The following is a 24,438-nucleotide window of genomic DNA, read 5'->3' on the forward strand; positions in this document are numbered from 1 at the left end:
GGGCGATGTCAATGGACTCCGGAGCCGGAGGCGATGCGCCATGCCGGGTAGGCGCCAGCCGTCGTGTCGTGCGTCTCAGCAGGGTTGCTCCCAAGGAATTTTTTCCAGATCGGCCAAGCGCTCGCTGACGACGGATTCGGACAGATGGAGGCGGCGCGCGGCCTCGCTGATCGCGCCAGCCTCCACTACGGCGACGAAGCCGACCACGCCTTCGAGCTTGCGCATTGTTCGGAGCATCCGGATGGCAGTTCTGCGTTCTTCAGTGTAGTGCGAACTACGCTCGCCGCAGAAGCTTGCCGGGACGAAAGCGAAACCGCCCGACGGGTTCGCGGCTTGACACGTGCGTTAAACGCCATAGTCTCCACGCGGTATGTGCGCTGCATCATGGGATCCGCCTCGACGCTTTCGTCGAGATGTCACGCAATCGCCGCGTGCTGGCGGCAGGAGGTCCCTTGGAAAGCTCGACGGCGTTTGCGTCGCTTGGCGTAACGGGCCCGTTCACGCATGTGCGTTTCGACTATGTGCTCCAGGACGCGCTGTGCGAAGACGAAATGATGGCCGCGAGCCGATACGATACGGCGGCGCTCCGATCGCGCGGATCGGCGTGGTAGGGCGGCATCGTCCTGATGCCGTTGGCGCAGCCCGCTCCGCTCCTATGAGCGGAGGCCGAACAAGCCGTGCCAGAACGAATCGAAGGCGCCGGGGTGACGCCCGGGCCGCGTCACCTCGTCGGGGTTTGACGCCGCCGCACCGGCGGGCGGCGGGGCGGCCTCGGTGTCAGGCGCGTCCGCGGCCGGCACGGTTGCCCGCCGCGACTCCTGCAAGGCCCATGTGCTGTCCGCGATGCGTGCCGCCAGTTCCGCGTCGCAGTCCCGGCCGAGCAGCACGCCGAAGATGACGTCGCGGTTGTGGCCGTCGTCGGCAAAGCGCATCGCGATGGCGACCATCTTTTCGTAGTGTTCCTGCGCGACGCGCTGGGCTTCGCCTTGCGCCTCGCGCTCCTGCGCTTCCTGCGCCTCGCGCTCGGCCTGGCAGCGCCGCATCTCCCGCTCGAATACCTCGTCGTAGATCTGGCGCTGCCCGGCATCGGAAAGAATGGTGTAGGCATCCCGGATCTCCTGGAATGCCTCGTGCGCCTGCGCCTCGCGGCCAAGGTTGCGGTCGGGGTGCCACTTCATCGCGGCGCGGCGGTAGGCGCGCTTGATCTCGTCCAGGGTAGCGTCCGATTGCACGCCGAGGGTCGCGTAGAGGGTGGTCATGGGCCTGGGGCGGCTGCTGGGGGGCTTTTATCCTAGCACGGGGTGGCGCGCCAGCAGCGTCACCCGCCGTGTCGACGTGATGTCGTTATTGGTAGCGCACTTCTACGCATATCGACGCCATTCGGCACGGCGCACGCCTACGGCAGCCCCGGGGAGATCGCCGCCTCGCTCGGGCAGGCCAAGGGCAAGCTGCGCGAAGTGTTCGGCCGGCCACCATGAGCACTGGCTGCGCGCCCCGGCTCGCTTGCGCGATTGCGCTAATGAGTAAATGCTTGTTTCCATGTCACCTTCACGGAGCCACATCATGGACACTCGAAGTGAGCTGCAAGCCACCGTGGACGCCCTGGTTCAAGCGGGCAAAGGCCTGCTGGCCGCCGACGAGAGCGGGCCAACGATCGCCAAGCGGTTCGAGCGCATCGGTGTGGCATCGAGCGAGGAGAGCCGCCGGGCGTGGCGCGACCTGCTTCTGTCGACACCAGGTCTTGGTGAATTCATCAGCGGCGTGATCCTGTACGAGGAAACACTGGGCCAGCGCGCCGACGATGGCACGCCGCTGCCGGAGCTGGCGGCGCGCCATGGCATCGTGCCCGGCATCAAGGTGGACAAGGGCAAGCTCGCGCTAGCCCACGCTCCCGGCGACGAGATCACCGAGGGCCTCGACGGGCTGGCCAAGCGGCTTGCCGGCTATCGCCAGCAGGGCGCGCGCTTTGCCAAGTGGCGCGCGGTGTACAACGTGTCCGACAAACTGCCCGGCCGGCTTGCCATCCAGGCCAATGCGGAGGCGCTGGCACGCTATGCCGCGATCTGCCAGGAGACGGGCGTGGTGCCCATCGTCGAGCCCGAGGTGCTGATGGATGGCGCGCACTCCATGGCGCGTTGCGCCGAGGTCACCGAGACCGTGCTGCACGAAGTCTTTCACGCTTTGCACCGGCATGCGGTGGTGCTCGAACACATGCTGCTGAAACCCAGCATGGTGCTCCCCGGCAAGGAGGCCGGCCACGCGACGCCGGCCGAGGTTGCCATGCAGACCCTGCAGGTGCTCAAGCGCACGGTGCCGGCGGCGGTGCCGGGCATCTTCTTCCTGTCCGGCGGCCAAACGCCTACTGAGGCCACCGCCAATCTCGATGCCATGAACCGGCTCGGCCCGCTGCCCTGGCGGCTGGCCTTTTCCTACGGACGCGCCTTGCAGGAGCCGCCCCTGCTGGCCTGGCGCGGCGAGGCCGCTAACGCGGCGCAAGCGCAACGGGCGCTGCTGCAGCGCTCCCGGCTGAATGGCATGGCCTGCCTGGGGCAATATGAAGCGGCGCTGGAGACCGCTGCGGGCTGAGCTTTCGGCAGGCGCGGTCTGGACCGGGCGCTCAAACGCTTGCGCGCTGCCTGCATCAGGCGCCCGCGCTGCTCGGGTTCCGCGGGCGCCTTGTAGACCGAGTGACGTCGCCGCGAGCATCACATGCTTGCGCTTCCAGCCTGCGGTAAGCGCGCTCAGTATCGGCGCAGGAAAGGTCGCTGCGAAGTCTGCTTCAGCCGGTTAAGGAACCAGCGGCCGGCGGGGCCGGGCGGCGTGTCCTTGCGGTAGACCGCGAACATGGCGATCGGCGGGGTACGCGGCTGGAAGCTTTCCAGCCGCAACGCCACCAGGTCGCCCGCATCGATATCCCCCTGCACCATTGCCGCTGGCATGTGCCCCCAGCCGAAGCCGGCGCGCAAGAAGGCATGCTTCGCGCCCAGATCGGCCAGGCGCCAGGTCAGCGGCGAGAAGACGCCGAAGGTCTCCCCCTCGGTCAGCGTGGTGCGGTCGGTCAGGACCAATTGCACGTGGCCCTCCAGTTCGCGTACCCGGATAGCCCCCTTGCGCGATGCCAGAGGATGCGATGGCGCGGCCACGGTGACCATTGGCACGTCGAGCAGCTTTTCCGCATCCAGCGTCTCGGGAACCGCGGGCATCGATCCGCTGATGCCAAGCCGGCAAACGCGCTCGATTACCGGGCGCATGACCGCGCCAAGCGCCTCTACATACAAGCGCAGCGGGGTGTGTGGAAAAGCATCGCGGAACTCGCCCACTGTCACCGTCAGTGACGCCATCGGGTACATGACATCCACCACCACAGACAGCTCGGGTTCAAGTCCTTCGGCAATCGCGCGCGCCTTGGATTTGAAGCCGTCCATGCCGCTCACCACCAGCCGCGCCTGCGCCAGAAGCGCGGCGCCCTGCTCGGTCAGGCGCGGGTAGCGGCCGCTGCGATCGAACAACTGGACATCGATTTGTCCCTCCAGGTTGGCGAGCGTCTGGCTCACCACCGACTGCGCGCGCCGCAGCTTCCGCCCCGCCGCGGAGAAGCTGCCCTCGTCGGCGGCCGCGATGAAGGTGCGTAGCTGGTCCAGGGATACGCCATCAAGCATGTATCTATTCCTTAGATGGATTTCATCTAGAAATATAGGCTACCAATATATATGTCAAGCACCTAACCTTCGGTCATGTCATCGCCGAAGGAGATTTTCATGGAGTACGCAACGCAGACCCGTCACGCCGGAGACGCGGGCCAGACCCAGCACCACGCCGCGCAGCCGGATGCGGCGAGCCATCGTGCCATCGTGCTGCGTACTGGTGGCCGCCGGCATGGTCCCGTTTCACGGATCGTCAGTCCCGGCGACGTTGGCAAGCTGATCAAGCCCTTCGTCTTTCTCGACTACTTCGATTTCGCACCCTCAGGCGACGCGTTGTTCCCCATGCACCCGCACTCGGGCATCGCTACCCTCACCGTGCTGCTCGAKGGCGAACTGCACTACGAAGATACGACCGGCGCGGCCGGCGTGTTGGCGGCGGGCAGCGTCGAATGGATGCGGGCGGGCAACGGCATCTGGCACGCAGCCAGTCCCGCGAAGGGGAGCCGCTTCCAGGGCTATCAACTGTGGATCGCCCTGCCGCGCAGCCTGGAGAACGGCACGCCGCACAGCCAATACCTTCCGGCATCCTCGATACCGCAATCAGGACCGGTGCGCCTGGTACTGGGCTCACTGGCTGGAAAAGACAGCCCGGTTGCCGCGCCGTCCGGCGTGGCACTGCTGCACGTGTGCCTGGCGGCGGGCCAAAGCTGGCGCTATCAGCCGCCCGCAAGCCACACCGTGGCCTGGGCACACGTCAACCGTGGCACGCTCGCGACGGGTGGCGAGTTGCTGCAGGACGAACTCGCGGTCTTCTCACAATCCGAGGACGCGCTCGATTTCACCGCCAAAACAGATGCGGATTTCATCGTCGCGTCGGCGGTCCCCCATCCGCACGACCTGGCACTTGGCTACTACTCAGTCCATACATCGAACGACGCGCTCCGCAGGGGCGAAGCCGAGATCGCCAGGATCGGGACGCAGTTGCGCGCCGATGGTCGTCTGCGGTGATGCGAGTGACTCCCAGGCAAGGCATTTACCGCTTTATCTCCACGTTCCATTCTTCATTACGTACTTTCCATTTCTTCACCCAAGGATGCAAACCATGAACTCGACGACCGCAACTTCGCACCTGGCCCTTCCCCTGATCGGCCGTACCCTCATCGCCACCATCTTTCTCGTCAGCGGCCTTGGCAAGCTGATGGCGCCCGGCGCGACCATCGCTTACATCGGCTCGCTCGGCCTGCCTGTGCCGCTGCTGGGCTATCTCGGTGCGCTGGTGCTGGAACTGGCGGGCAGCGTGCTGTTGATTGCCGGCTATCGCACGCGATTGACTGCTGCGCTGCTTGCCGCCTACGCCGTGGTCACGGCGCTGATCTTCCATCACGCGCTCGGCGATCAGAACCAGATGTTCCACTTCCTGAAGAACCTGGCGATGGCCGGCGGTCTGCTGCAGGTGGTGGCCCATGGCGCCGGCGCGCTTAGCATCGACGGTCGCCGCAGCACGACCGGCACGCGCGCCGTCGCGGCGCATTGAATGCCACGTACCCAACAATCCGGGAGCACGTAGTTGCAGGTTCGCGGCAAGAATCTCCGCTACCACCGCGCCCGACACGCAAGGAAATATCATGAGCGTCGCAGCAGAGTTGTTGCAGCAACACCTCCAGTGGCTGGTTGATGACCACCAGCAATGGCAGGAACTGATTGCCGCGGACATCGTATGGGAACTGCCCTACGCGCCGGGCATCGGGCATCCGTCGAAATTGAGCGGCCGGGACGCGGTGATCCGCCATGTCTCCTGGTTCATCGGTGCGGTATCGAATTTCCGCTTCTTCGACGCCGAGATCCTACCCGCGGCAGACCCTCGTCAAGCCGTTGCGCGGGTGCACGCCGAAGGGCTGATCCAGTCGACCGGCCGCATCTACCGGCAGGAGTACGTCGTGTTCTTGACGGCCCGCGACGGCAGGATCGCGCATCTGCGCGAATACTTCGACCCGGTGCAGGCCGCGCTGGCACTTGATACCCCGATCGTCGGCATTACCGCAAGGAGCCTTTGATGAAAGCCATTCGTGTAGCCGCCTACGGCGGCCCCGATTCCCTGTCGCTGCAGGAACTCGATGATCCTCGCCCCGGTGATGGCGAGGTGCTGATTGATGTCGCCGCCACCTCGGTCAACCCGATTGACTGGAAGATCGTCAGTGGGGCCATGCAAGCCTTCATTCCGCTAACCTTTCCCTTCACGCCCGGGGTGGATGCCGCGGGGACTGTCATTGCGGTTGGACGCAATGTCACCACACTGGTGCCGGGAGACGAAGTGCTGGGCTTCATCGGCATCGTCGGCGGCTATGCAACGCGTGCCGTGGTGGATGCGGGGCGCCTTGCCCGCAAGCCGAAGGGCCTCGGGTTCCTGGAGGCCGCTGGCATTCCCGCGGCGGCTTTGACTGCCTGGCAAGCGCTGCACGACCACGGCAAGCTTCAGGCGGGACAGAAAGTCCTGATCCATGCCGCAGCTGGCGGTGTCGGTAGCGTGGCCGTGCAGTTGGCGAACCTGGCCGGCGCACAAGTGATCGGCACCGCTTCGGCCGCCAACCGGAGCTACCTCCAAGGCCTGGGGGCGACGGACGTGATCGACTACACCGAGGACGATTTTGCCGCCAAGGTTTCGGATGTCGATCTTGTACTCGACCTGGTCGGCAGCGACACGCAAGTGCGTTCCTGGTCAGTGCTCAAGCGCGGTGGCACGCTGGTATCCAGCGTCAGCCCGCCGGATGCCAGGCGCGCCCATGAAGTCGGCGCCGACGGAAAGCACTTTGCGACGCGCCCTGATGGTGCCCAGCTCTCCGCGCTGGCCATGCTTTACGAATCAGGCAGACTGCGCGTCGAAATTGAGTCCACTTATCCACTGGATCGAGCCGGAGAGGCAATGGCGAAGAGCATGGCCAGGCATGTGCGCGGCAAGGTGATTATCCAAACGGCATAAGGCGCCGGCTGGCACGCGCGCGAGGCGATGCCGTCCATCTTCTGCCCGCCGAACGGCCGGTGAAGGGGCGGGGCCGCCGGTCCGACTCTACGTGCGGTCCCCTTTGCGCGCCATCAGTACGGAAGCCGTGGCGCCCGATGCATCGCAACGTCCGTCTACCAAGACGAGGTTCCCCCGCGCGCCCTGAGCAGTTTCCCTTCAAAGTGCGCAACCAGGAAGTCGAGGAACGCCCGGACCTTGGCCGACATGTTCAACCGCTCAGGGAAGACGGCAAAGATGTCGGCTGGTGGCAAGGCATAGTCTTCGAGCAGCAAGACCAGGCGGCCGCTTCGGAGGTACTTGGCAAGGTCCCACTCCGCGCGCTGCAAGATCCCTTGCCCGGCCAGGCCCCACGTCAGCGTCACTTCGCCATCATTGCTGCTCAGGGCGCCGCGCACCTTTACCGTTTCCGTCTTCTTGCCTTTGACGAAGCGCCAGATGCCATAGGCGGAGTCGTTCTGGCGCAGCACGATGCATTGATGCTGGGTCAGATCATGTGGCGTGATCGGCGTGCCGTGTGCATTTAGATAGGAGGGCGCGGCGCAGACCAGGCGCCGGTTGTCGGCAATCTTCCGCGCTATAAGGCGTGTGTCAGGAATCTCGCCGAACCGGATTCCTATGTCGAATCCCTCATCGCCCAGGTTCATCGGCCTGTCCGTCAGGTGGAGCTGCACCTCCATTTGTGGATACCGTTTCGCGAAATCGGATATCGCGGGCGCGATGTAGGTTCGCCCGAATCCCAGCGGGGCATTGACGCGCAACGTCCCACGCGGCGCCACATGGCTGCTGGAGATCAGTTGGTCGAGATCCTCGATCTCAGCAAGCAGGCGCCGGGCGTGCTCGAGGTAGACCTCTCCCTCGGCAGTCAGGCCGATGCGCCGCGTCGTCCGGTTCAGCAACCGCACGCCAAGCCGCTTTTCCATTTGAGCCAGCCGTTTGCTGATGGCGGCGGGGGTGACGTCTTGTTCACGCGCTGCCGCTGACAGGCTGCCCGCCTTGGCCAGGCCAGCGAAGAAGGCAAGTTCGGAAGGCTGTCCCATCTTCAACCTCAAGTTAATATTAGTTTGAAATTAAGTTTATCTTACTCCCTCAGTTTTCAACGATAGTTAGGTCACAGAAGGCGCCGGCAAGCCTGGCGGTTGAAAGCGGCCTTCGGTGTGTGGAAAACAATGCGAGGAGCAACGCTATGCGTGAATACAAGATTGCAGCCATCCCTGGCGATGGCATCGGCCCGGAAGTCATCTCTGCCGGTTTGCAAGTGCTGGAGACCCTGGCGGGACAAGACGGCGGCTTCAGGCTGAGCGTCGAGCATTTTCCCTGGAGCTCCGACTACTATCTGGAGAAAGGCTACTACATCCCCGAAGGCGGGCTGGAGCGCCTGAAGCAGTTCGACGCCATCTTCTTTGGCGCAGTGGGCGCCCTGAACGTACCCGATCACGTGTCGCTGTGGGGCCTGCGTCTGCCTATCGCCCAGGGCTTCGACCAATACGCCAATGTGCGTCCGGCGCGCGTCCTGCCAGGGGTGAAGAGCCCGCTGGCGAATGGCAAGGACATCGACTGGGTCATCATCCGCGAAAACTCGGAAGGCGAGTATGCCGGCAATGGCGGTCGTACTCACCGTGGCCTGCCCATCGAGACCGGCACTGAAACAGCAGTCTTCACGCGCGCCGGGGTCGAACGGATCCACCGCTTCGCATTCGAGATCGCGCGGAAGCGCCCCCGCAAACACCTCACCCTGGTGACCAAGTCGAACGCGCAACGCTTCGGCATGGTGATGTGGGACGAGATCTTCTATGAAGTCGCCAAGGACTATCCGGACGTCAAGGTTGACCGCGAACTGGTCGATGCCGTGACCACGCGCATGGTGTTGAAGCCCCATACGCTGGACGTGGTGGTCGCGACCAACCTGCACGCCGACATCCTGTCCGACCTGGCGGCAGCGCTGTCCGGCAGCCTCGGCATCGCGCCGACCGCCAACCTGAACCCGGAACGCGTGTTTCCGTCGATGTTCGAACCGATCCACGGTTCTGCCTTCGATATCACGGGCAAGGGCGTGGCGAATCCCATCGCCACCTTCTGGACCGCGGCCATGATGCTCGAGCATCTGGGCGAGAAGCCCGCGGCGGACCGCCTGATGGCAGCCATCGAGCAGATCACCGCCAACGGCGTCTTCACCCCGGATCTGGGCGGCAATGCGACCACCGCATCTGTCACCGAAGCCATCTGCAAGGTGTTGGCCGATCAGGTCAAGAAGGCGGCCTGAAGCTGGAAAAGCAGCGCGGCTTGCCGCGCCGCAGCAAACCGCTGGCGGGTTAGCACCGGCACAGGTGCCCCGCACCGTGCCGGCCCTGAATGGGCCGGCCAACAAAGAATTCCATCAGGAGACAGGCATGCAATCCGTTATCCGGACTGCGGTGGCTGCGTTCGCCCTCGCTCTCGGCGCCGGCACCGCTTTCGCCCAGGTATATCCCGCCAAGCCCATTCGCCTTATCGTCCCGTTTCCCCCGGGGGGCACCACCGATGTCCTTGCCCGTACGGTGGGACAAAAGCTCACGCAGGCGCTGGGCCAGCCCGTCATTATCGAAAACCGGCCGGGCGCTGGCGCAACCATTGGCGCGGACGCCGCCGCGAAGTCTGCGCCAGATGGCTACACGCTGCTCATGGGCGCGGTTCATCACACCATCGCGCCGAACGTCTACAAAAAGCTCTCCTACGACTTCCAAAAGGACCTGACACCGGTCTCCGTCGTTGCCATCGTGCCGAACGTGCTCGTTGTCAGCCCGAGCTTCCCGGCCAGGAACGTGCAGGAGCTGGTTGCCTACGCCAGGGCCAACCCGGGAAAGCTGACCTACGCGTCCAATGGCAACGGCACGGCCCATCACCTGATCGGCGAGCAATTCAAGGCACAGACCGGCACCAACATCGTCCACGTTCCCTACAAGGGGAGCGCCCCGGCTATCACCGACCTGATGGGCGGACAGGTCTCGATGATGTTTGACACCGCGTCGTCCGCGCTGCCTTACATCAAGGCGGGCAAGCTGAAGCCGCTGGCGGTCGCCACGGCCAGGCGCTCTTCCGCGCTGCCGGATGTGCCTACCCTTGCCGAGTCGGGCTTGCCAGGCTTCGATATCGCCTCCTGGTTCGGCATCCTTGCCCCTACGGGAACGCCGCCTGAGATCGTGAACCGGCTAAGCACGGAAATCACCAGGGCCCTGGCACTCCCCGATGTGAAGAAGCAGTTTGCGGCCATCGGCGCAGAACCGGTCGGCAACACCCCGGCTCAGATGACGGCCCAGATCAAGGAAGAAGTCACCCGCTTCGGCAAGCTCGTCAAAGAGGCGCGCGTAAGCATGGACTGACCGGGAGGCACGGCCGTCGCGAAGACGTCGGCCGCATCCGTTCGATGAAGGCAAGACAGACAGGCTGCGCTGCAAGTGCGTCGCCACAGGAGACATCATGAAAAGGCGACTCATCAGCTCACTGTATGTCCAGGTGCTCATTGCCGTGGCGGCGGGCATCCTGCTGGGTATCTTCATGCCCCATATCGGCAGCGAGCTCAAACCACTTGGCGATATCTTCATCCGCCTCATCAAGATGGTGTTTGCACCCATCATCTTCGCGACGGTAGTGCTCGGCATCGCCAAGATGGAAAGCATGAAAGACCTTGGCAGGGTAGGCTGGCGTGCCTTGCTGTACTTCGAAGTGCTGTCGACGTTCGCGCTGCTGCTCGGCGTCATCGTGGTCAACTTGGTACAGCCCGGTCATGGCATGAACGTCGACCCGGCGACGCTCGACACGAAGAGCATTGCCGCTTATACGGCACAGGTGAAGCACGAAGGCGTCATGGACTTCCTGCTCAACCTCGTGCCGATGAGCATTGTCGATGCACTGGCCAAGAACGACATCCTGCAGATCCTCGTGTTTTCGGTATTCATGGGCGTGGCCCTGGCCCATCTGGGCGAGCGCGGCAAGCCGTTCGTCGCCGCCCTGGACTCGTTCGCCAACGCCATGTTCGCGATCGTCGGCATGATCATGCGCTTCGCGCCGGTTGCCGCGTTCGGCGCCATGTCATTCACGGTGGGCAAGTATGGCTTTGGCTCCATTGCATCGCTTGGCAAGCTGGTCGCCACCATGTACGGGACCTGCGCGCTGTTCGTGCTGATTGTGTTGGGTGCCATTTGCCGCATCTGCGGATTCAGCCTGTTCAAATTCCTGAAGTACATCAAGGACGAAATCCTGACCGTGCTGGGCACGAGCTCGTCGGAATCCGTCATTCCGCAGTTGATGCGCAAGCTGGAGAACGTCGGCGTGTCGAAGCCCGTCGTCGGGCTGGTGGTGCCGGCGGGGCTTACCTTCAACCCCGATGGCCAGTGCATCTACTACACCATGGCCGCGATCTTTATCGCACAGGCAACCAACACGCCATTGACCCTCACCGACCAGTTCGTCGTGCTCGGTGTGCTGCTGCTGACTTCGAAGGGTTCCGCGGGCATCACCGGCTCGGGTTTCATCACGCTGGCGGCAACGCTCGCGTCGCTGGGGAAGATTCCGGTGGCTGGCATGGTTCTCCTGCTTGGGGTGGACCGCTTCATGTCGGAGGCGCGCGCCATCACCAACACCATCGGCAACGCGGTTGCGACCATGGCGATTGCCAAGTGGGTCGGCGCGCTCGACGAGGACCGCGTCCAACGCGTCCTCAATGGCGAAGTCGACCCCGAGGACCTGGAGCAACTCTACGAAGGTGTCGCGCCGGAACCGATCCCGCTGGTGCCGTTGCAGCCGAACTATGCCGCCGACGCCCGCAAGAGTGCTTGAAACCGGAACGGAAACAGGTAGCGCATCGTGAAACACCTCAGCATTGAAAACCCCCGTGCATTCCTGGAGTCGCTCTTCCGGACTGCCGTATCCGCGGCGGACCCGCGGGACTGCCTGGCGACCGCATTACCCGAGCCGCCTGCCGGTCGCACCATCGTCGTCGGGGCCGGCAAGGCCGCCGCCAGCATGGCCCGGGCGCTGGAACAGGCGTGGCCGGGCCCACTCACCGGACTGGTTGTGACGCGGTACGGCCACGCCACGCCGACCTCGCGCATCGAAGTCGTCGAAGCCGCGCATCCGGTACCCGACGCGGCTGGCCAGCGTGCCGCGGTTCGCATGCTGGACATGGTCTCGGGGTTGTGCCCGGACGATCTGGTCATCTGCCTGATATCCGGCGGCGGATCCTCGCTGCTCAGCCTTCCGCTGGCCGGCATAAGCCTGGAGGAAAAACGCGCCGTCAACCAGGCGCTGCTGGCCAGCGGCGCGACCATCTCGGAGATGAACTGTGTGCGGCGGCATCTTTCCGGCATTAAAGGTGGAAGGCTTGCCGCTGCGTGCCATCCGGCTCGCGTTGTTACGCTGCTGATCTCGGACGTACCCGGCGACGACCCGGTCAATATCGCTTCCGGGCCGACGGTATGCGACGCGACCACGTGCCAGGACGCGCTGGATATCGTCCGGCGCTACGGGATCCCGCTCCCGGCCAGCGCGGAGCGTCTGCTGGCGTCCGGCAGCGGGGAGTCCGTCAAGCCAGGCGACGAACGGCTCGCGCACAGCGAGGTGCGCATGATCGCGACGCCTGCCATCTCCCTTGCCGCCGCGGCGCAGGCAGCGGCGGCCGCGGGCATCCAGCCCTATGTACTGGGGGATCGCATCGAAGGCGAGGCCACCGACGTCGGCAAGGTGATGGCCGGCATCGCCTTCCAGGCCGCGCGGGCAACGGCGCCATTCCAGCTTCCGTGCGTGCTTCTGTCAGGGGGCGAGACCACCGTCACGGTCAGAGGCAATGGCCGCGGTGGGCGCAACGTGCAATTCCTGCTTTCCCTGGCCATTGCGCTGGACGGCCACCCGGGTGTCTTTGCGCTGGCCGCCGATACGGACGGCGTGGACGGCATCGAAGAGATCGCAGGGGCATACGCCGACCCCACGACACTCTCGCGAGGCTGGCAAAGGGAGATGGCGCCGCACGCCCTTCTCGCCAACAACGACGGACACACCTTCTTCGAGGCGCTTGGCGACTCCATCGTCACGGGCCCGACTCTTACCAACGTCAACGACTTCCGCGCCTTGCTGATTACCAGCCCGGCCGGGAAAGGATGCTAGATCATGCGCCGCACTCGAAATGCCAAGATTGTCGCCACCGTCGGACCGGCCAGCAGCGATGCTGCAACCCTTCGCCGCCTGTTCATGGCCGGCGCCGACGTCTTTCGGCTGAACTTCAGCCACGGCACGCATGCCGACCACAAGGCACGCCTCAACCTCATCAGGGATCTGGAGACGGAGCTGGGACGGCCTATCGGCGTCCTGCTGGACCTGCAAGGGCCAAAGCTGCGCGTGGGCCAGTTCGCGAACGGTCCCGTTACGCTCGTGCAAGGCCAGACGTTCCGGCTTGACATGGACAAGGACCGCCCGGGCGACGCGACCCGGGTTGCACTGCCCCATCCCGAGATCTTTGCGGCACTGGAAGCGCAGACCGACCTGTTGCTCGACGATGGGAAGCTTCGCCTCCGGGTAAAGGCATTCGGGCCGGACTATGCCGAGACCGAAGTGATCGACGGTGGGGTGCTGTCCGACCGCAAGGGCGTCAACGTGCCAGGCGTCGTGCTGCCGCTGTCGGCCTTGACCGCGAAGGACCGAGAAGACCTGGACTACGGCTTGTCGCTCGGGGTCGACTGGATCGCATTGTCTTTCGTCCAGCGCGCGGAGGACATTCGCGAGATCAAGCAGATTGTCGGAAACCGGGCCAGCATCGTCGCCAAGCTGGAGAAGCCTGCGGCCATCGCGGAGCTGCATGCCATCGTCGCCGAAACCGACGCGGTGATGGTCGCCCGCGGCGATCTTGGCGTCGAAATGCCCGCCGAGCAGGTGCCGTCCATCCAGAAACGCATCGTGCAGGCTTGCCGCAAAGCGGGCAAGCCCGTTATCGTCGCCACGCAGATGCTGGAATCCATGGTGAGCTCGCCGGTACCGACGCGCGCCGAAGCATCCGACGTTGCCACCGCCATCTACGATGGCGCCGACGCCGTCATGCTCTCCGCAGAATCGGCCTCGGGGAAATTCCCCGTCGAAGCCGTGCAGATGATGAACAGCATCATTGTGCAGACGGAGGCAGACCCGTACTACAGGGAGGTCATGGAGGCGTCGCAGACACCACCGGAGCCGGACATCGCCAACGCAATCGGCAGTGCAATGCGCCGCGTGGCCGGGCTTCTCCACGTAGCCACCACCGTGGCGTACACAAGCTCCGGCTATTCCGCCATGCGCATGTCTCGCGAGCGTCCCGATGCCCCCATTATCGGCATGACCCCAAACCTGCATGCTGCGCGTGCCATGGCACTCGTCTGGGGTGTGCATGCGGTCATCATCCATGAAGTGGAGAGCGTCACCGAGATGACGAACTATGCCTGCGACACAGCCGAGAACGAGGGCTTTGCCACTTCGGGGCAAGTCATCGTGATCTCCGCGGGCATGCCATTCGGCACGCCTGGCACGACCAACCTGCTTCGCATTGCAACGGTTGGCCAGCCGGCCGCCTGAAGACCCTCGGCACCCACGACATCCCTATTTGAGGCATTCATCATGACCGTCATCCGATCCATCCGAGGCTTCGAGGTATTGGACTCCCGCGGCAATCCCACCGTAGCCGCGGAGGTGACGCTGGCCGATGGCGCCTGTGGATATGCGGCCGCACCCTCGGGCGCCTCCACCGGCAGCCGGGAAGCACTGGAACTCCGGGACAATGACCCGGCCCGCTACGGCGGCAAAGGGGTCCGGAAGGCCGTCAGACACGTCAACGAAGACCTGAGCGCAACGCTGGTCGGTTGCGACGCTGCGGACCAGGCGGCCGTGGATGGCCTGCTCCTGCAAGCGGACGGTACGGAGACGAAGTCCCGCATGGGCGCGAATGCGCTTCTGGCGGTGTCCCTCGCCGCCGCCAGGGCGGCGGCTGCATCCCAACGGGTGCCTTTGTACAGGCGCTTCTCGACGGCCGACCGCTTCGTGCTGCCGGTACCGATGATGAATGTGATCAACGGCGGCGCTCACGCCGACAACAACGTCGACATACAAGAGTTCATGATTCTGCCGGCAGGCGCCGCTTCATTTGCCGAGGCGATCCGTTGGGGTGCCGAGGTATTTCACTCGCTCAAGAGCGTGCTGCGAAAGCGGGGCCTCTCCACCGCTGTGGGTGACGAGGGCGGGTTTGCTCCCGATCTTCCCTCCAATGAGGCTGCGCTGGAAGCGATCATCAGTGCAATCGAGCTCGCCGGCTATCGGATCGGCCCCGATATCGCGCTGGGTCTGGACGTCGCCAGCTCGGAACTCTACGAGAACGGGGTGTATAGCCTGGCCTCCGAAGGCAAGCACTTCGACGCCGGCGGCTTCTGCGACTATCTCGCCGCGCTGGCGAAGAACTACCCCATCGTCACCATCGAGGATGGAATGGCAGAGGACGACTGGACAGGATGGAAGCTGCTGACGGAGACGCTCGGAGAACGCATTCAGCTTGTGGGCGATGATCTGTTTGTCACCAACACGGCCATACTGGAGAGAGGCATCGAAGAAGGAATCGCCAATTCCATCCTGATCAAGCCGAATCAGATCGGTACCCTGACAGAGACTCTGGCCGCCATATCGATGGCCACCGCGGCGGGATACACCGCGGTCGTGTCCCATCGCTCCGGCGAGACGGAAGACACGACGATTGCCGATATCGCGGTAGGGACTTCGGCCACCCAAATCAAGACCGGATCGCTCTGCCGCTCGGATCGTGTGGCCAAGTACAACCGGATACTGCTGATCGAAGCCGAGTTGGGAGAACTGGCTACCTATGCGGGACCGACCGCGTTCGGGCCGCCAGCCCTCCGCGCGCGTTCAAGGCAGCGGCGCTGACATCTCCTGCAATAGCGGTGCCTTGTCGTTCACTGCCGAGCCAATCAGCGCAAAGCCAAACGTGCGTCCTGTCGCCGGATCGGAGCAGATGGCGCGGATGCTGTTGCGCACATCCTGCGGATGCTACCGGCTCGATCATGGCCAGCGCCTGCGTGGTGGGCACCATGCGGCTGCCGCTGCGCACCAGCAGCGGGTCGCCGGTCATCTCGCGCATCCGCCGCAGTGCAACACGGATCGCCGGCCGGGACTGGCCCAGCAGGACCGCTGTACGGGAGACGCTGCACGCGGTCAGCAGGGTATGCAGGATGCGGAGCAACTGGAGGTCTAGCGAGGCTTTTGGCATCACGATGGGGCAAGGTTGGTTATCAGGACGGGAGGCATTGCCGCCGCTTGCGAACGCGGTATGATCTGGCGATCCACGGCCCGGACGCCAGCGGCGCTCCGGGACGGCGCACTTGCGGCCAGGCGGTGGCCGCCGACATGACGAGGTGAGGGACAGATGAAAACCAGCGCAAGAAACAAGCTGACCGGCAAGGTGACAGCAGTCCACCAGGGCGCGGTGAACGACGAGATCGAACTCGAGGTTGCCGGCGGCGCGAAGATCGTCGCCACCATCACCAGCGACAGCACCAAGCGGCTCGGGCTCGCGGTAGGCAAGGAAGCCATCGCGCTGATCAAGGCGTCATCCGTCATCGTTGGCGTGCCTGAACCGGACATGCTGCTCTCCGCCCGCAATCAGCTTGTGGGCACGGTTTCGGGGGTCAAGACCGGCGCCGTCAATGCCGAAGTTGTCATTGGCCTGAAGCAGGGGGGCGAGATCGTGGCCATCATCACCAATGACAGCGTAAGCAGCCTGGGGCTGGTGCAAGGCGGCGCGGCCGTCGCCATCTTCAAGGCCTCCAGCGTCTTGCTGGCCACTCGCGCCTGACCCTGCCTACCGTGCCGCCGGCGCCGCGAACACTTCCAGGCTGATCAGCCTGGAGACGTAGCGCCCGGCCTTGCCGTCGTTCGGGACTGCCAGCCGGGCAAAACCGCTGGCGGTGAGCGGCGCGCCATCCATCGCATAGGCGATCATGACCGGCTGGTTGCCGAAGCCGGGCTCGATCTCGCCCAGCGAGATCGGCGTCTTGTAGCCGTCGCTGCCGGTCGCCACCACGTACATGGCGAGCACATCGCTCTTTACCGCCGGATATGTCGGCGTTTGCGGAGATCGTGCGGTGGATTCGGAGGGAGCGGTGGGTGGTTATCCCACCGCCGCCGAGCCGCGCTTGCCTGCCTGCGGCCTTTCGTCACTTGTCAGCCTAGCCAGCCCTTGATGGTCGCCGCCATGACGTTGGCGGAGATGCCGTAGCGATCGTGCAACGTAGGCAGTGCGCCAGCGTCGAGGAACGCGTCCGGAAGGCCAATCTGCCGGAATGGCGCGCTAACGCCAGCGCGCATCAGCGCAGTCGCCACCCCTTCGCCGAGACCGCCGATTACCGTATGGTTCTCGGCGACGACGACGAGCCGGCCAGCGCGCTTTGCCTCTTGCACGATGGTTTCGGTGTCAAGGGGTTTGATCGTCGGCACGTGCAGCACGCCAACGCCCACGTGATCTGCTTCCAGCGCCTTGGCGACTTCGAGCGCGCGCATTGTCATGATGCCCGACGAGATAACGAGCACCTCAGCGCCGTCGCGCAGCAATTTTGCCTTGCCAAGTTCAAAGCGATAGTCATATTCATCGAGCACCATGGGGACGTTGCCGCGCAGCAGCCGCGCATAGACAGGACCGCGATGTGCCGCGATGGCGGGCACCATTTGCTCGGTGTCCAGCGCGTCGCACGGATCGATGACGGTCATGTTCGGCATCGCGCGCATCAAGGCCAGGTCCTCGGCGGCCTGATGGCTTGGTCCATAGCCTGTCGTGAGGCCGGGAAGCGCACAGACGATCTTCACGTCCAGGTTGTCTTCGGCGATGGCCTGGTGCATGAAGTCATAGGCGCGGCGCGTGGCAAAGACCGCGTACGTGGTGACAAAGGGCTGTGCCCCCTCGTGCGCCAGGCCGGCGGCAGCGCCCATCAGCAACTGCTCGGCCATGCCCATCTGGTAGTAGCGTTCGGGGAACGCCTTCGCAAAGAGATGCAGGTCGGTGTATTTGCCGAGGTCGGCCGTCATGCCGATCACGTCGGGCTTGTTGCGGGCCAGTTCCACCAGTGCATGTCCGAACGGGGCAGGGCGGGTCGCCTGGCCCTCTCCGGCAATCGACGCGATCATTGCGGACGTCTTCAGACGCGGCTTGTTCAAGGTTGCGTTGCTCATGCTTGTCTCCCGGCTTCCAGTGCTTCCAGCGCGAGCTGCCACTCGTGGGCGTCGACGCGGATAAAGTGATTCTTCTCGCGCTGCTCCAGGAAAGGAACACCGCAGCCCATGCGCGTATCGCAAACGATCATGCGAGGCTGCGCGCCCGGATGCGATCGCGCCGCATCGAATGCCGCCGCTACCGCCTCGATATCGTTGCCATCGACGCGCTGCGTAAACCAGCCAAAGGCCTCCAGCTTCTCCACCAGCGGCTCGAATGCCATGATTTGCGTCGATGGCCCGTCGGCCTGCTGGTTGTTGACATCGACCATTGCGATGAGGTTGTCCAGTTTCCAGTGGCTCGCCGACATGATGCCTTCCCAGATCGCGCCTTCGTCCAGTTCGCCATCGGAGAACAGCGTATAGACAAAAGCATCGGAGCCCTTGCGCTTGAGGCCAAGGCAACGGCCAACGGCTATCGTCAGGCCCTGCCCCAGAGACCCGCCAGACATCTCCATGCCTGGCGTGTAACTTGCCATGCCTGACATCGGCAGGCGGCTATCGTCGCTGCCATACGTCTCCAGCTCTTCTGCCGGGAGAATGCCTGCTTCGAACAAGGCGGCATACAGCGCGATCGCGTAGTGCCCGTTGGACAGGAGGAAGCGGTCTCGCCCCTCCCACTCCGGGTCTTCCGGCCGGTACCGCATGGCACCGAAGTACGCAACGGCAAGGACGTCCGCGATGTCGAGTGCCTGCCCGATGTAGCCCTGGCCTTGCACTTCACCCATCAACAGGGCATTCCTGCGGATTCGATAGGCGCGCTCTGGCAGTGCCACGGGCGCTTCGGATGAGGATGAATTCATATTCGTCTCCTGCGTAGATCTGATGGTCAAGGGGATGGAGAAGCTCAACGGTTGACGGTCTTCGCCGGGACAAGGAAGACAAGCAGTGCGCCGAGCACGATGACGCCTGAGATAAAGATCAGGCCGGCGGTCGATTTTCCGGTCAGGTCGTTGAGCCAGCCTACGATGGCCGGGGAAAAGAAGCCGGCAAGGTTCGCGAAGCAGTTGACGGCGGCGATCCCGGCCGCTGCCGACATGCCACCCAGCAAAGCGGTGGGCAAGGCCCAGAACTGCGACGAGGACGTCAGGATTCCCGCCGCCGCGATGCTCAGGCAGACGATCGAAGCACCGACGCTGCCAAGCAGGGGAAGCGTCGCAAAGCCAGCCGCCGCTACCAGCATCGGGATCGCCAGGTGCAGGCGCCGCTCGCGGCGCCGGTCCGCGCTCAAGCCGACCAATGGCAGCGCAATAATGGCGCACAGGTACGGCAAAGCGGTAAGGATGCCCACCCACAAGGGGTCGGCGACGCCGGCCTTCCTGACGATGGTCGGCAACCAGAACGTCAAGCCGTACTGTCCGAGCACGACGCAGAAGTAGATGGAGGCCATCAGCCAGAGCCGGCGATCGGCGATGAATGCGCGGATCGACACGTGCGAGACCTTCTGTGCATTGTCGCCAGCGACGTTGCGCGCAAGCAGCGCTTTCTCCGCTTCGGTGAGCCACTTCGCATTCTGGATGCCGTTGTCCAGGTAGAGCAGGATGGCGATGCCGAGAACCAGCGATGGCAGCGCCTCCAGCATGAACAGCCACTTCCAGCCGGCCAGATCCAGCACGCCGTGGAATGCGTGCATGATGTAGCCGGACAGTGGTCCGCCCACGATGCCCGCCAGCGGTATCGCCATGAAGAACATCGATAGCGCCTTGGCCCGCCTTTCCGACGGAAACCAATAGGTCATGTAAAGAATGACCCCGGGCGCAAATCCGGCCTCCGCGACGCCTAGCAAGAAGCGCAACACGTAGAAGGAGGTGGGCGTGCTGACAAACGCAAAGCTCGCCGAGATGACGGCCCACGTCAGCATGATGCGCGCGAGCCAGTTGCGCGCACCCACCTTGTGCAGAATCATGTTGCTCGGGACTTCGAAGAGGAAATATCCAAGAAAGAAGATGCCGGCGCCAAGGCCATAGATCGTTTCACTGAAGCGCAGGTCATTGAGCATCTGCAGCTTGGCAAATCCCACATTGACCCGGTCCAGATAGGCGCCAAGGTAGCAGAGCATCAGGAACGGTATCAGGCGCCGTACCACTTTCGCGTAGGTCTTGGATTCAAAGGTGGCGGCATCCGTGTGCGCCATCACATCGCCCGCGACGGGCGAAGCGTACTTGGTCTTCATGTTGTCTCCTGCCAGGCGCCCCGGGTTAGCCCGAGTGCGCCGATTGTTCCGCCAGGTGAAGGCGGCAGTCGAGGGACGGTCAGTGAATCAGCATCCCGCCATTGACGTCGAGTGTGATGCCCGTCAGGTAGGCGGACAGATCGCTGATCAGGAAGAGGCAGGCGTTGGCCACATCGGCGGCATCGCCGAGACGCCCCAGCGGAATGCCTTTGATGATGTCAGCCCGCATTTCCGGCGTAAGCTTGTCGCCGGTGATGTCCGTCTGGATCAGGCCTGGCGTAATGGAGTTGACGCGAATGTGGTCGCCGCCAAATTCCCGGGCCATGGCGCGTGCGAGGCCAAGCACGCCCGCTTTCGCCGCGCTGTAGTGCGGACCGCCAAAAATGCCACCGCCACGTTGGGCGGAAACCGACGACATGCAAACGATGCTGCCGTGCCTCTGCGCCTTCATTTGAGGGATGACTGCCTGCGACATGTAGAGCGTGCCGCGCAGGTTCACATCGACGACGGCATCGAAGTTGGCTGGCTGGATGTCCAGCGTCCGCAGGGGCTGCGTAATGCCGGCGTTATTGATCAGGCCATCGATGCGCCCGTATTTTTCCAGGGCGGCGCGCGCGGCCAGTTGGCAGGCCGCGCGGTCCGTGACATCGCATGCGATGCCGAGGTGATCTTCGCCAAGGTCCAGTGCCGCCCGCTCCGCGTCTGCCTGCCGCAGATCCAATATGACTACCCTGGCGCCTTGCGCGGCCAGCGCGCTTGCCGTTGCCTTGCCGATACCGCGGGGGGATGCGGCACCGGTCACGATCACAACCTTGTTCTCGAGCATCATGTCTGTCTCCTGACTGTTGAAATGATGGTTCGAGTCTGGTGCCTCGCGCGGCGCCGATCAACGCAGTCCTTCTCAGCTATTGCTGAGAAATTTTCAGATGAGAGATGCGATTCCAGGACGTGAATTTTTGGTGCGCCGCACCATGCGTGAGCCGCATGGGCCGCATGCCTACGTCAACTCCCGGTCGATCCAGTCGAGAAATCGCTGTACCCGAGGCAAGTCCGCATTCTGGGATGGGCAGACGATGTGATGCGCGCCTACCTCCACGGCATACGTAGGGTCAAAGACCGGTACCAGCGTCCCCTTGCTGAGATGGACCGACGCCAGCAGCATGCTTTCCAGCGCCACGCCGATGCCAAGGGCCGCCGTCTCCAGCGACATGTACGAGCGGTCAAAGGAAAAGTCGAACACCTGGTGCTCGCCTGAGACGCCGAATCTGGCAAACCACTGCTGCCACTGGACGAGAGGTGTCTCGGAGAAAACCAGGCGCTGGCCCAGCAGGTCGGCCGGAGCGCGGATGGGGTGTCGGGCAAGATATTCCGGGGAGGCCAGGGGAGCAATGAACTCGTTGCGCACTGTCTTGACTTGCAGATCGCGCCAGTGCGCGTAGCCATAGCGGATATCGACGTCGTAATAGCCGCTTGTAAAGGAGACGTCCTCATAGGAGCAGGCTACGTTCAACTGAATGTCGCCGTTGTCGGCCTGGAACGATTTCAGCCGGGGCAGCAGCCACATCAAGCCGAAGCTCGGGCTCGAATGCACCCTGAGAATGTCGACTTCAGCCTGGCTCGATGCACGCTCGGTCGCGCGGTTCAGTTCAGCGAGCGACCCGGTCACATCGCGCAGGTATTGCTCCCCGACTGGCGTGAGGGCCAGCCCCCGGCCCTGCCGGAAGAAGAGTGGCTGTCCAATGATGGACTCGAGGTTGGCAATCTGATGGCTCACCGCCGAGGCGGTCAGGCCCAGTTCCTCGGACGCCCGGCTTACGCTCTTCGTTCTCGCGACGCTCTCGAACGCAATGATCGACTTCAGCGGCGGAAGGCGCATATTCAGCTCTCTGGTGACGGTGGTAAGAGGGGTTTGTACTTAGAGCGGCCCCCGGCCGGGGATACGCCCGGGGCATGGCAAGGAGCGACAGAACTTCACCGTTGCCCTGGCGGGATCCGTGATGATCATATCGCGTTGGTGGCCTCGCGCGTCGAAGTTGCCGACGTGTAGCGTTGGTGAAGAGACTCCCGCGAAGGCCCGTCAGCAATGCTGCGTAAAAGCAAAAACGGCTTGGAGGTTCAAATTCTCCAAGCCGTTGATTTGCTAAACGTAACAGGTGGTGCGGCTGGCAGGATTCGAACCCACGACCCCTTGGTTCGTAGCCAAGTACTCTATCCAACTGAGCTACAGCCGCACGCGAGGGCGACTATATCGCCCCCTGGGGAAAATACAAGTATTTCCGCAGATAAGAGAACACACGGGGAGTGCGGCGGGTCTCAGCCACTAAGTGGCAAGGTCAATCAACCCCGGCAACATCAGGTACGCCCCAATCACCACCAGCACCCCGAACGCAATCCGCCGCGTTGCCACAGCCGAAAGCGGTGGTGGAAATCGCCGGGCCGCAATCGTAGTCACGGCCACGACAGGCACCGCGAGCGCTGCCTGCGCCCAGATATCGGCGCCGAGCTGCCCCTGCCATGCACTGAACAGCGTACGCGTCACCGAGGTCGCGGTGAATACAAGAATCAGCGCGCAGCGAATCTCCACCATCGACAGCGGTTGCCGATAAAACTGGAAAATCAACGGCGGCCCGGACACGCCGAACATGCCGCTGAGCAGCCCGCCAAAGATGCCGCTGACGAAGAAGCTGCGGTCGCCGGAGCGCCGCACCAGCGGGGCAGGGCGCAGCGCGGCGCTCAGCCCGCCATACAGGACCACCGCGCCCAGCAGCAGTTGCAGGATGCCGGCGGCGGCGCTGCTCAGGTAGTCGAGTATCAGCACGCCGGCCACCACGGAAGGCAGGATGCCCAGCGTGGCCGCGCCGACGGCACGCCAGTCGATATGGTGCATCTTGCCCGGCAAGGCCGCCGCGCTGTTGGCCAGCGTTACCAGGCTCACCAGCGTGGCGACGGTGGCGACCGGCGCCAGGCCCAGCCCGCTGGTCGCGCCCATCACGATCATGCCGAGGCCAAAGCCGGTTACCGTCTGGAAGTAACTTGCCGCGCCCATCAGTGCGAGCAGCGGCAGCAAGTGGTCAGCGGTCATGACAGTTGCGCGGCCATCGGGGCTTCCGTCCGGGCTTGCGCGGCGGTTTGCGCCTGCACTGCCGTTACGGCAATCACGTAGAACACATCGTCCGCGCTGCAGCCGCGCGAGAGATCGTTGGCCGGCTTCTGCAAGCCTTGCAGCAAGGGCCCGATCGCCTTGGCGCCGCCCACGCGCTCCGCCAGCTTGTAGCCGATATTGCCGGCTTCCAGGCTGGGAAACACCAGCACGTTGGCGCGGCCTTCCACCCTGGAGTGCTCGATCTTCTTCATGGCGATCTCGGCAACGATGGCGGCGTCGAGCTGCACATCGCCGTCGATCGCCAGGCCGGGACGCTGCTCGGTGACGAGGCGCGTGGCTTCCACCACCTTGTCGACGGCCGCATGCCGCGCGCTGCCGCTGGTGGAAAACGACAGCATCGCCACGCGCGGCGTGTCCATCAGCAGGCTTTGCGCGCTGTCGGCCGCCGCCATCGCGATCTCGGCCAGTTCGCCGGCATCGGGGTCCACCACCAGCCCGCAATCGGAAAAGATCAGCCCGCCCTTCAGTGCGTGGAAGGGCTCGCACAACATCATCAGGAAAAAACTCGACACCAGCTTGAACGCCGGGTGGATGCCGATGACCTGGATGGCGGTGCGCACCACGTCGGCGGTGGTGTGCACCGCGCCGGCCACCGAGCCGTCCGCGTGGCCCAGGCGCACCATCAGGTTGGCGAAGCACAGGGGTTTGAGCACCTCGCGCCTGGCGTCTTCCAGTGTCATGCCCTTCTTTGCCCGCAGCGCGAACAGCTTTTGCGCGAAGGACGGCGTGAGCGCGGAGCTGGCCGGGTCGATCACGTCCATGCCGGCAAGGCCGATGTCCGCGCCGGCCGCGGCCTGGCGGATGCGCGCGGCGTCGCCCACCAGCACGATGCGTGCTATGCCTTCGCGCGTGGCGCGTTGCGCCGCCTGCAGGATGCGTGGGTCCTCTGCCTCGCACAGCACGATGCGCTGGGGCGCCGCGCGTGCGCGCTCGATAATGCGGTTGATCGCTTTCATGATGGGGTCGCTCAGAATGGAATATGGCCGGAAGCAGCGGACGCCGCTTCCGGCCAGACGTCCGCTACTTCACTGGCTCAAACGTAGTCCTTGTACTTGTCGAGCATGCGCACGGGCTTGGCGAGCGCATCGCGGCGGAACGGGTCGCCCAGCTCGCGGGTGCACATGATTTCGATGATGGTGGTCTTGCCGTGGTTCATCTGCAGGTCGATGGCGCGCTTGAG

General features: G+C 64.1%; 25 protein-coding genes, 1 tRNA gene and 1 pseudogene. 13 read left to right on the forward strand and 14 right to left on the reverse strand.

All coding sequences use genetic code 11. The features are described 5' to 3' along the window. Positions 1–75 precede the first annotated feature (75 nt). Complete coding sequence (locus tag AC1DT6_RS32830) at positions 76–225, reverse strand: helix-turn-helix domain-containing protein (protein WP_441630523.1); 150 nt, start codon at positions 223–225, stop codon at positions 76–78. 227 nt (positions 226–452) lie between these two features. Between AC1DT6_RS32830 and AC1DT6_RS32835 the strand changes: the two genes are divergently transcribed. After that, entirely contained in the window at positions 453–611 is a 159-nt protein-coding gene (locus AC1DT6_RS32835; protein ID WP_441630525.1) for a hypothetical protein, read from the forward strand. A gap of 42 nt (positions 612–653) precedes the next feature. Here AC1DT6_RS32835 and AC1DT6_RS32840 read toward each other — a convergent pair whose 3' ends face one another. Continuing rightward, positions 654–1,259, reverse strand: coding sequence for a J domain-containing protein (locus AC1DT6_RS32840; RefSeq protein ID WP_441630527.1), 606 nt, complete (start codon positions 1,257–1,259; stop codon positions 654–656). A 304-nt stretch (positions 1,260–1,563) separates the two neighbouring features. Here AC1DT6_RS32840 and AC1DT6_RS32845 point away from each other — a divergent pair, with 304 nt between their 5' ends. Beyond that, entirely contained in the window at positions 1,564–2,586 is a 1,023-nt protein-coding gene (locus AC1DT6_RS32845; protein ID WP_441630529.1) for a class I fructose-bisphosphate aldolase, read from the forward strand. Between the two features lie 155 nt (positions 2,587–2,741). Here the strand turns inward: AC1DT6_RS32845 and AC1DT6_RS32850 are convergent, their stop codons facing one another. Continuing rightward, positions 2,742–3,659, reverse strand: a complete 918-nt coding sequence (locus AC1DT6_RS32850) for a LysR family transcriptional regulator (RefSeq protein ID WP_441630531.1) — start codon at positions 3,657–3,659, stop codon at positions 2,742–2,744. A 99-nt stretch (positions 3,660–3,758) separates the two neighbouring features. Between AC1DT6_RS32850 and AC1DT6_RS32855 the strand changes: the two genes are divergently transcribed. The 4 genes from AC1DT6_RS32855 (at position 3,759) to AC1DT6_RS32870 (ending at position 6,621) form a co-directional block, all read left to right on the forward strand. Further along, positions 3,759–4,652 carry a pirin family protein gene (locus tag AC1DT6_RS32855; RefSeq protein ID WP_477115257.1) on the forward strand — a complete coding sequence of 298 codons (894 nt, stop codon included), beginning with the start codon at positions 3,759–3,761 and terminating at the stop codon, positions 4,650–4,652. An 85-nt stretch (positions 4,653–4,737) separates the two neighbouring features. Further along, positions 4,738–5,178: a DoxX family protein gene (locus tag AC1DT6_RS32860; RefSeq protein ID WP_441630535.1), complete on the forward strand. Its 441-nt coding sequence runs from the start codon at positions 4,738–4,740 to the stop codon at positions 5,176–5,178. 91 nt (positions 5,179–5,269) lie between these two features. Continuing rightward, entirely contained in the window at positions 5,270–5,698 is a 429-nt protein-coding gene (locus tag AC1DT6_RS32865) for a nuclear transport factor 2 family protein (protein WP_441630537.1), read from the forward strand. Further along, entirely contained in the window at positions 5,698–6,621 is a 924-nt protein-coding gene (locus tag AC1DT6_RS32870) for an NADP-dependent oxidoreductase (RefSeq protein WP_441630570.1), read from the forward strand. Before AC1DT6_RS32865 ends, AC1DT6_RS32870 begins: the two co-directional genes overlap by 1 nt. 155 nt (positions 6,622–6,776) lie before the next feature. On the opposite strand, the gene AC1DT6_RS32875 is transcribed toward AC1DT6_RS32870, so the two are convergent. After that, positions 6,777–7,700 (reverse strand): LysR substrate-binding domain-containing protein, encoded by a 924-nt coding sequence (locus AC1DT6_RS32875; RefSeq protein WP_441630539.1) that lies wholly within the window; start codon positions 7,698–7,700, stop codon positions 6,777–6,779. A 146-nt stretch (positions 7,701–7,846) separates the two neighbouring features. Here AC1DT6_RS32875 and AC1DT6_RS32880 point away from each other — a divergent pair, with 146 nt between their 5' ends. From AC1DT6_RS32880 to eno, 6 genes are all read left to right on the forward strand, one after another. After that, positions 7,847–8,923: a tartrate dehydrogenase gene (locus tag AC1DT6_RS32880; RefSeq protein WP_441630541.1), complete on the forward strand. Its 1,077-nt coding sequence runs from the start codon at positions 7,847–7,849 to the stop codon at positions 8,921–8,923. Between the two features lie 127 nt (positions 8,924–9,050). Continuing rightward, on the forward strand, positions 9,051–10,019 hold the full coding sequence (locus AC1DT6_RS32885; protein WP_441630543.1) for a tripartite tricarboxylate transporter substrate binding protein: 969 nt from the start codon (positions 9,051–9,053) through the stop codon (positions 10,017–10,019). Between the two features lie 97 nt (positions 10,020–10,116). Continuing rightward, complete coding sequence (locus AC1DT6_RS32890; protein ID WP_477104142.1) at positions 10,117–11,475, forward strand: dicarboxylate/amino acid:cation symporter; 1,359 nt, start codon at positions 10,117–10,119, stop codon at positions 11,473–11,475. Between the two features lie 27 nt (positions 11,476–11,502). After that, positions 11,503–12,798 (forward strand): glycerate kinase type-2 family protein, encoded by a 1,296-nt coding sequence (locus AC1DT6_RS32895; protein WP_441630546.1) that lies wholly within the window; start codon positions 11,503–11,505, stop codon positions 12,796–12,798. Positions 12,799–12,801: 3 nt separating this feature from the next. Beyond that, positions 12,802–14,232, forward strand: a complete 1,431-nt coding sequence (gene pyk, locus AC1DT6_RS32900; RefSeq protein WP_441630548.1) for a pyruvate kinase — start codon at positions 12,802–12,804, stop codon at positions 14,230–14,232. Between the two features lie 42 nt (positions 14,233–14,274). Then, positions 14,275–15,585 carry a phosphopyruvate hydratase gene (eno, locus tag AC1DT6_RS32905; RefSeq protein WP_477111859.1) on the forward strand — a complete coding sequence of 437 codons (1,311 nt, stop codon included), beginning with the start codon at positions 14,275–14,277 and terminating at the stop codon, positions 15,583–15,585. Between the two features lie 115 nt (positions 15,586–15,700). On the opposite strand, the pseudogene AC1DT6_RS32910 reads toward eno, so the two are convergent. Further along, positions 15,701–15,928, reverse strand: a pseudogene (locus AC1DT6_RS32910) (LysR family transcriptional regulator); the annotation flags it as partial. 156 nt (positions 15,929–16,084) lie between these two features. On the opposite strand from AC1DT6_RS32910, the gene AC1DT6_RS32915 reads away from it, so the two are divergent. Next, positions 16,085–16,513, forward strand: coding sequence for a TOBE domain-containing protein (locus tag AC1DT6_RS32915; RefSeq protein ID WP_045240277.1), 429 nt, complete (start codon positions 16,085–16,087; stop codon positions 16,511–16,513). Positions 16,514–16,519: 6 nt separating this feature from the next. Here the strand turns inward: AC1DT6_RS32915 and AC1DT6_RS32920 are convergent, their stop codons facing one another. The 9 genes from AC1DT6_RS32920 to pta form a co-directional block, all read right to left on the reverse strand. Further along, a complete protein-coding gene (locus AC1DT6_RS32920) occupies positions 16,520–16,756 on the reverse strand; it encodes a molybdopterin-binding protein (protein WP_441630552.1) in 237 nt (78 codons plus the stop codon). Positions 16,757–16,881: 125 nt separating this feature from the next. Further along, positions 16,882–17,883: a transketolase family protein gene (locus AC1DT6_RS32925; protein WP_441630554.1), complete on the reverse strand. Its 1,002-nt coding sequence runs from the start codon at positions 17,881–17,883 to the stop codon at positions 16,882–16,884. Beyond that, positions 17,880–18,725, reverse strand: a complete 846-nt coding sequence (locus AC1DT6_RS32930) for a transketolase (RefSeq protein WP_441630555.1) — start codon at positions 18,723–18,725, stop codon at positions 17,880–17,882. Before AC1DT6_RS32930 ends, AC1DT6_RS32925 begins: the two co-directional genes overlap by 4 nt. A 44-nt stretch (positions 18,726–18,769) precedes the next feature. Further along, positions 18,770–20,095 carry an MFS transporter gene (locus tag AC1DT6_RS32935; protein WP_045240274.1) on the reverse strand — a complete coding sequence of 442 codons (1,326 nt, stop codon included), beginning with the start codon at positions 20,093–20,095 and terminating at the stop codon, positions 18,770–18,772. Positions 20,096–20,174: 79 nt separating this feature from the next. Beyond that, positions 20,175–20,924 (reverse strand): SDR family NAD(P)-dependent oxidoreductase, encoded by a 750-nt coding sequence (locus tag AC1DT6_RS32940; RefSeq protein ID WP_441630557.1) that lies wholly within the window; start codon positions 20,922–20,924, stop codon positions 20,175–20,177. 168 nt (positions 20,925–21,092) lie between these two features. Beyond that, on the reverse strand, positions 21,093–21,971 hold the full coding sequence (locus AC1DT6_RS32945) for a LysR substrate-binding domain-containing protein (protein WP_441630559.1): 879 nt from the start codon (positions 21,969–21,971) through the stop codon (positions 21,093–21,095). A 278-nt stretch (positions 21,972–22,249) separates the two neighbouring features. Beyond that, a tRNA-Arg gene (locus AC1DT6_RS32950) sits at positions 22,250–22,326 on the reverse strand. Between the two features lie 89 nt (positions 22,327–22,415). Further along, a complete protein-coding gene (locus AC1DT6_RS32955; RefSeq protein WP_441630561.1) occupies positions 22,416–23,177 on the reverse strand; it encodes a sulfite exporter TauE/SafE family protein in 762 nt (253 codons plus the stop codon). Further along, entirely contained in the window at positions 23,174–24,214 is a 1,041-nt protein-coding gene (gene pta / locus AC1DT6_RS32960; RefSeq protein ID WP_441630563.1) for a phosphate acetyltransferase, read from the reverse strand. The genes AC1DT6_RS32955 and pta overlap by 4 nt, the downstream gene beginning before the upstream one ends. Positions 24,215–24,438: the final 224 nt, after the last annotated feature.

Source organism: Cupriavidus sp. 01L45 (genome assembly GCF_056399885.1).

Bases quoted from the DNA above. Each gene is read 5' to 3' on its own strand.
- pta (WP_441630563.1), bottom strand. From the start codon at position 24,214: ATGAAAGCGATCAACCGCATTATCGAGCGCGCACGCGCGGCGCCCCAG.
- AC1DT6_RS32830 (WP_441630523.1), bottom strand. From the start codon at position 225: ATGCGCAAGCTCGAAGGCGTGGTCGGCTTCGTCGCCGTAGTGGAGGCT.
- AC1DT6_RS32860 (WP_441630535.1), top strand. From the start codon at position 4,738: ATGCAAACCATGAACTCGACGACCGCAACTTCGCACCTGGCCCTTCCC.
- AC1DT6_RS32880 (WP_441630541.1), top strand. From the start codon at position 7,847: ATGCGTGAATACAAGATTGCAGCCATCCCTGGCGATGGCATCGGCCCG.
- AC1DT6_RS32865 (WP_441630537.1), top strand. From the start codon at position 5,270: ATGAGCGTCGCAGCAGAGTTGTTGCAGCAACACCTCCAGTGGCTGGTT.
- AC1DT6_RS32915 (WP_045240277.1), top strand. From the start codon at position 16,085: ATGAAAACCAGCGCAAGAAACAAGCTGACCGGCAAGGTGACAGCAGTC.
- AC1DT6_RS32930 (WP_441630555.1), bottom strand. From the start codon at position 18,725: ATGAATTCATCCTCATCCGAAGCGCCCGTGGCACTGCCAGAGCGCGCC.
- AC1DT6_RS32940 (WP_441630557.1), bottom strand. From the start codon at position 20,924: ATGATGCTCGAGAACAAGGTTGTGATCGTGACCGGTGCCGCATCCCCC.
- pyk (WP_441630548.1), top strand. From the start codon at position 12,802: ATGCGCCGCACTCGAAATGCCAAGATTGTCGCCACCGTCGGACCGGCC.
- AC1DT6_RS32870 (WP_441630570.1), top strand. From the start codon at position 5,698: ATGAAAGCCATTCGTGTAGCCGCCTACGGCGGCCCCGATTCCCTGTCG.
- eno (WP_477111859.1), top strand. From the start codon at position 14,275: ATGACCGTCATCCGATCCATCCGAGGCTTCGAGGTATTGGACTCCCGC.
- AC1DT6_RS32850 (WP_441630531.1), bottom strand. From the start codon at position 3,659: ATGCTTGATGGCGTATCCCTGGACCAGCTACGCACCTTCATCGCGGCC.
- AC1DT6_RS32875 (WP_441630539.1), bottom strand. From the start codon at position 7,700: ATGGGACAGCCTTCCGAACTTGCCTTCTTCGCTGGCCTGGCCAAGGCG.
- AC1DT6_RS32890 (WP_477104142.1), top strand. From the start codon at position 10,117: ATGAAAAGGCGACTCATCAGCTCACTGTATGTCCAGGTGCTCATTGCC.
- AC1DT6_RS32945 (WP_441630559.1), bottom strand. From the start codon at position 21,971: ATGCGCCTTCCGCCGCTGAAGTCGATCATTGCGTTCGAGAGCGTCGCG.
- AC1DT6_RS32955 (WP_441630561.1), bottom strand. From the start codon at position 23,177: ATGACCGCTGACCACTTGCTGCCGCTGCTCGCACTGATGGGCGCGGCA.
- AC1DT6_RS32845 (WP_441630529.1), top strand. From the start codon at position 1,564: ATGGACACTCGAAGTGAGCTGCAAGCCACCGTGGACGCCCTGGTTCAA.
- AC1DT6_RS32885 (WP_441630543.1), top strand. From the start codon at position 9,051: ATGCAATCCGTTATCCGGACTGCGGTGGCTGCGTTCGCCCTCGCTCTC.
- AC1DT6_RS32935 (WP_045240274.1), bottom strand. From the start codon at position 20,095: ATGAAGACCAAGTACGCTTCGCCCGTCGCGGGCGATGTGATGGCGCAC.
- AC1DT6_RS32840 (WP_441630527.1), bottom strand. From the start codon at position 1,259: ATGACCACCCTCTACGCGACCCTCGGCGTGCAATCGGACGCTACCCTG.
- AC1DT6_RS32925 (WP_441630554.1), bottom strand. From the start codon at position 17,883: ATGAGCAACGCAACCTTGAACAAGCCGCGTCTGAAGACGTCCGCAATG.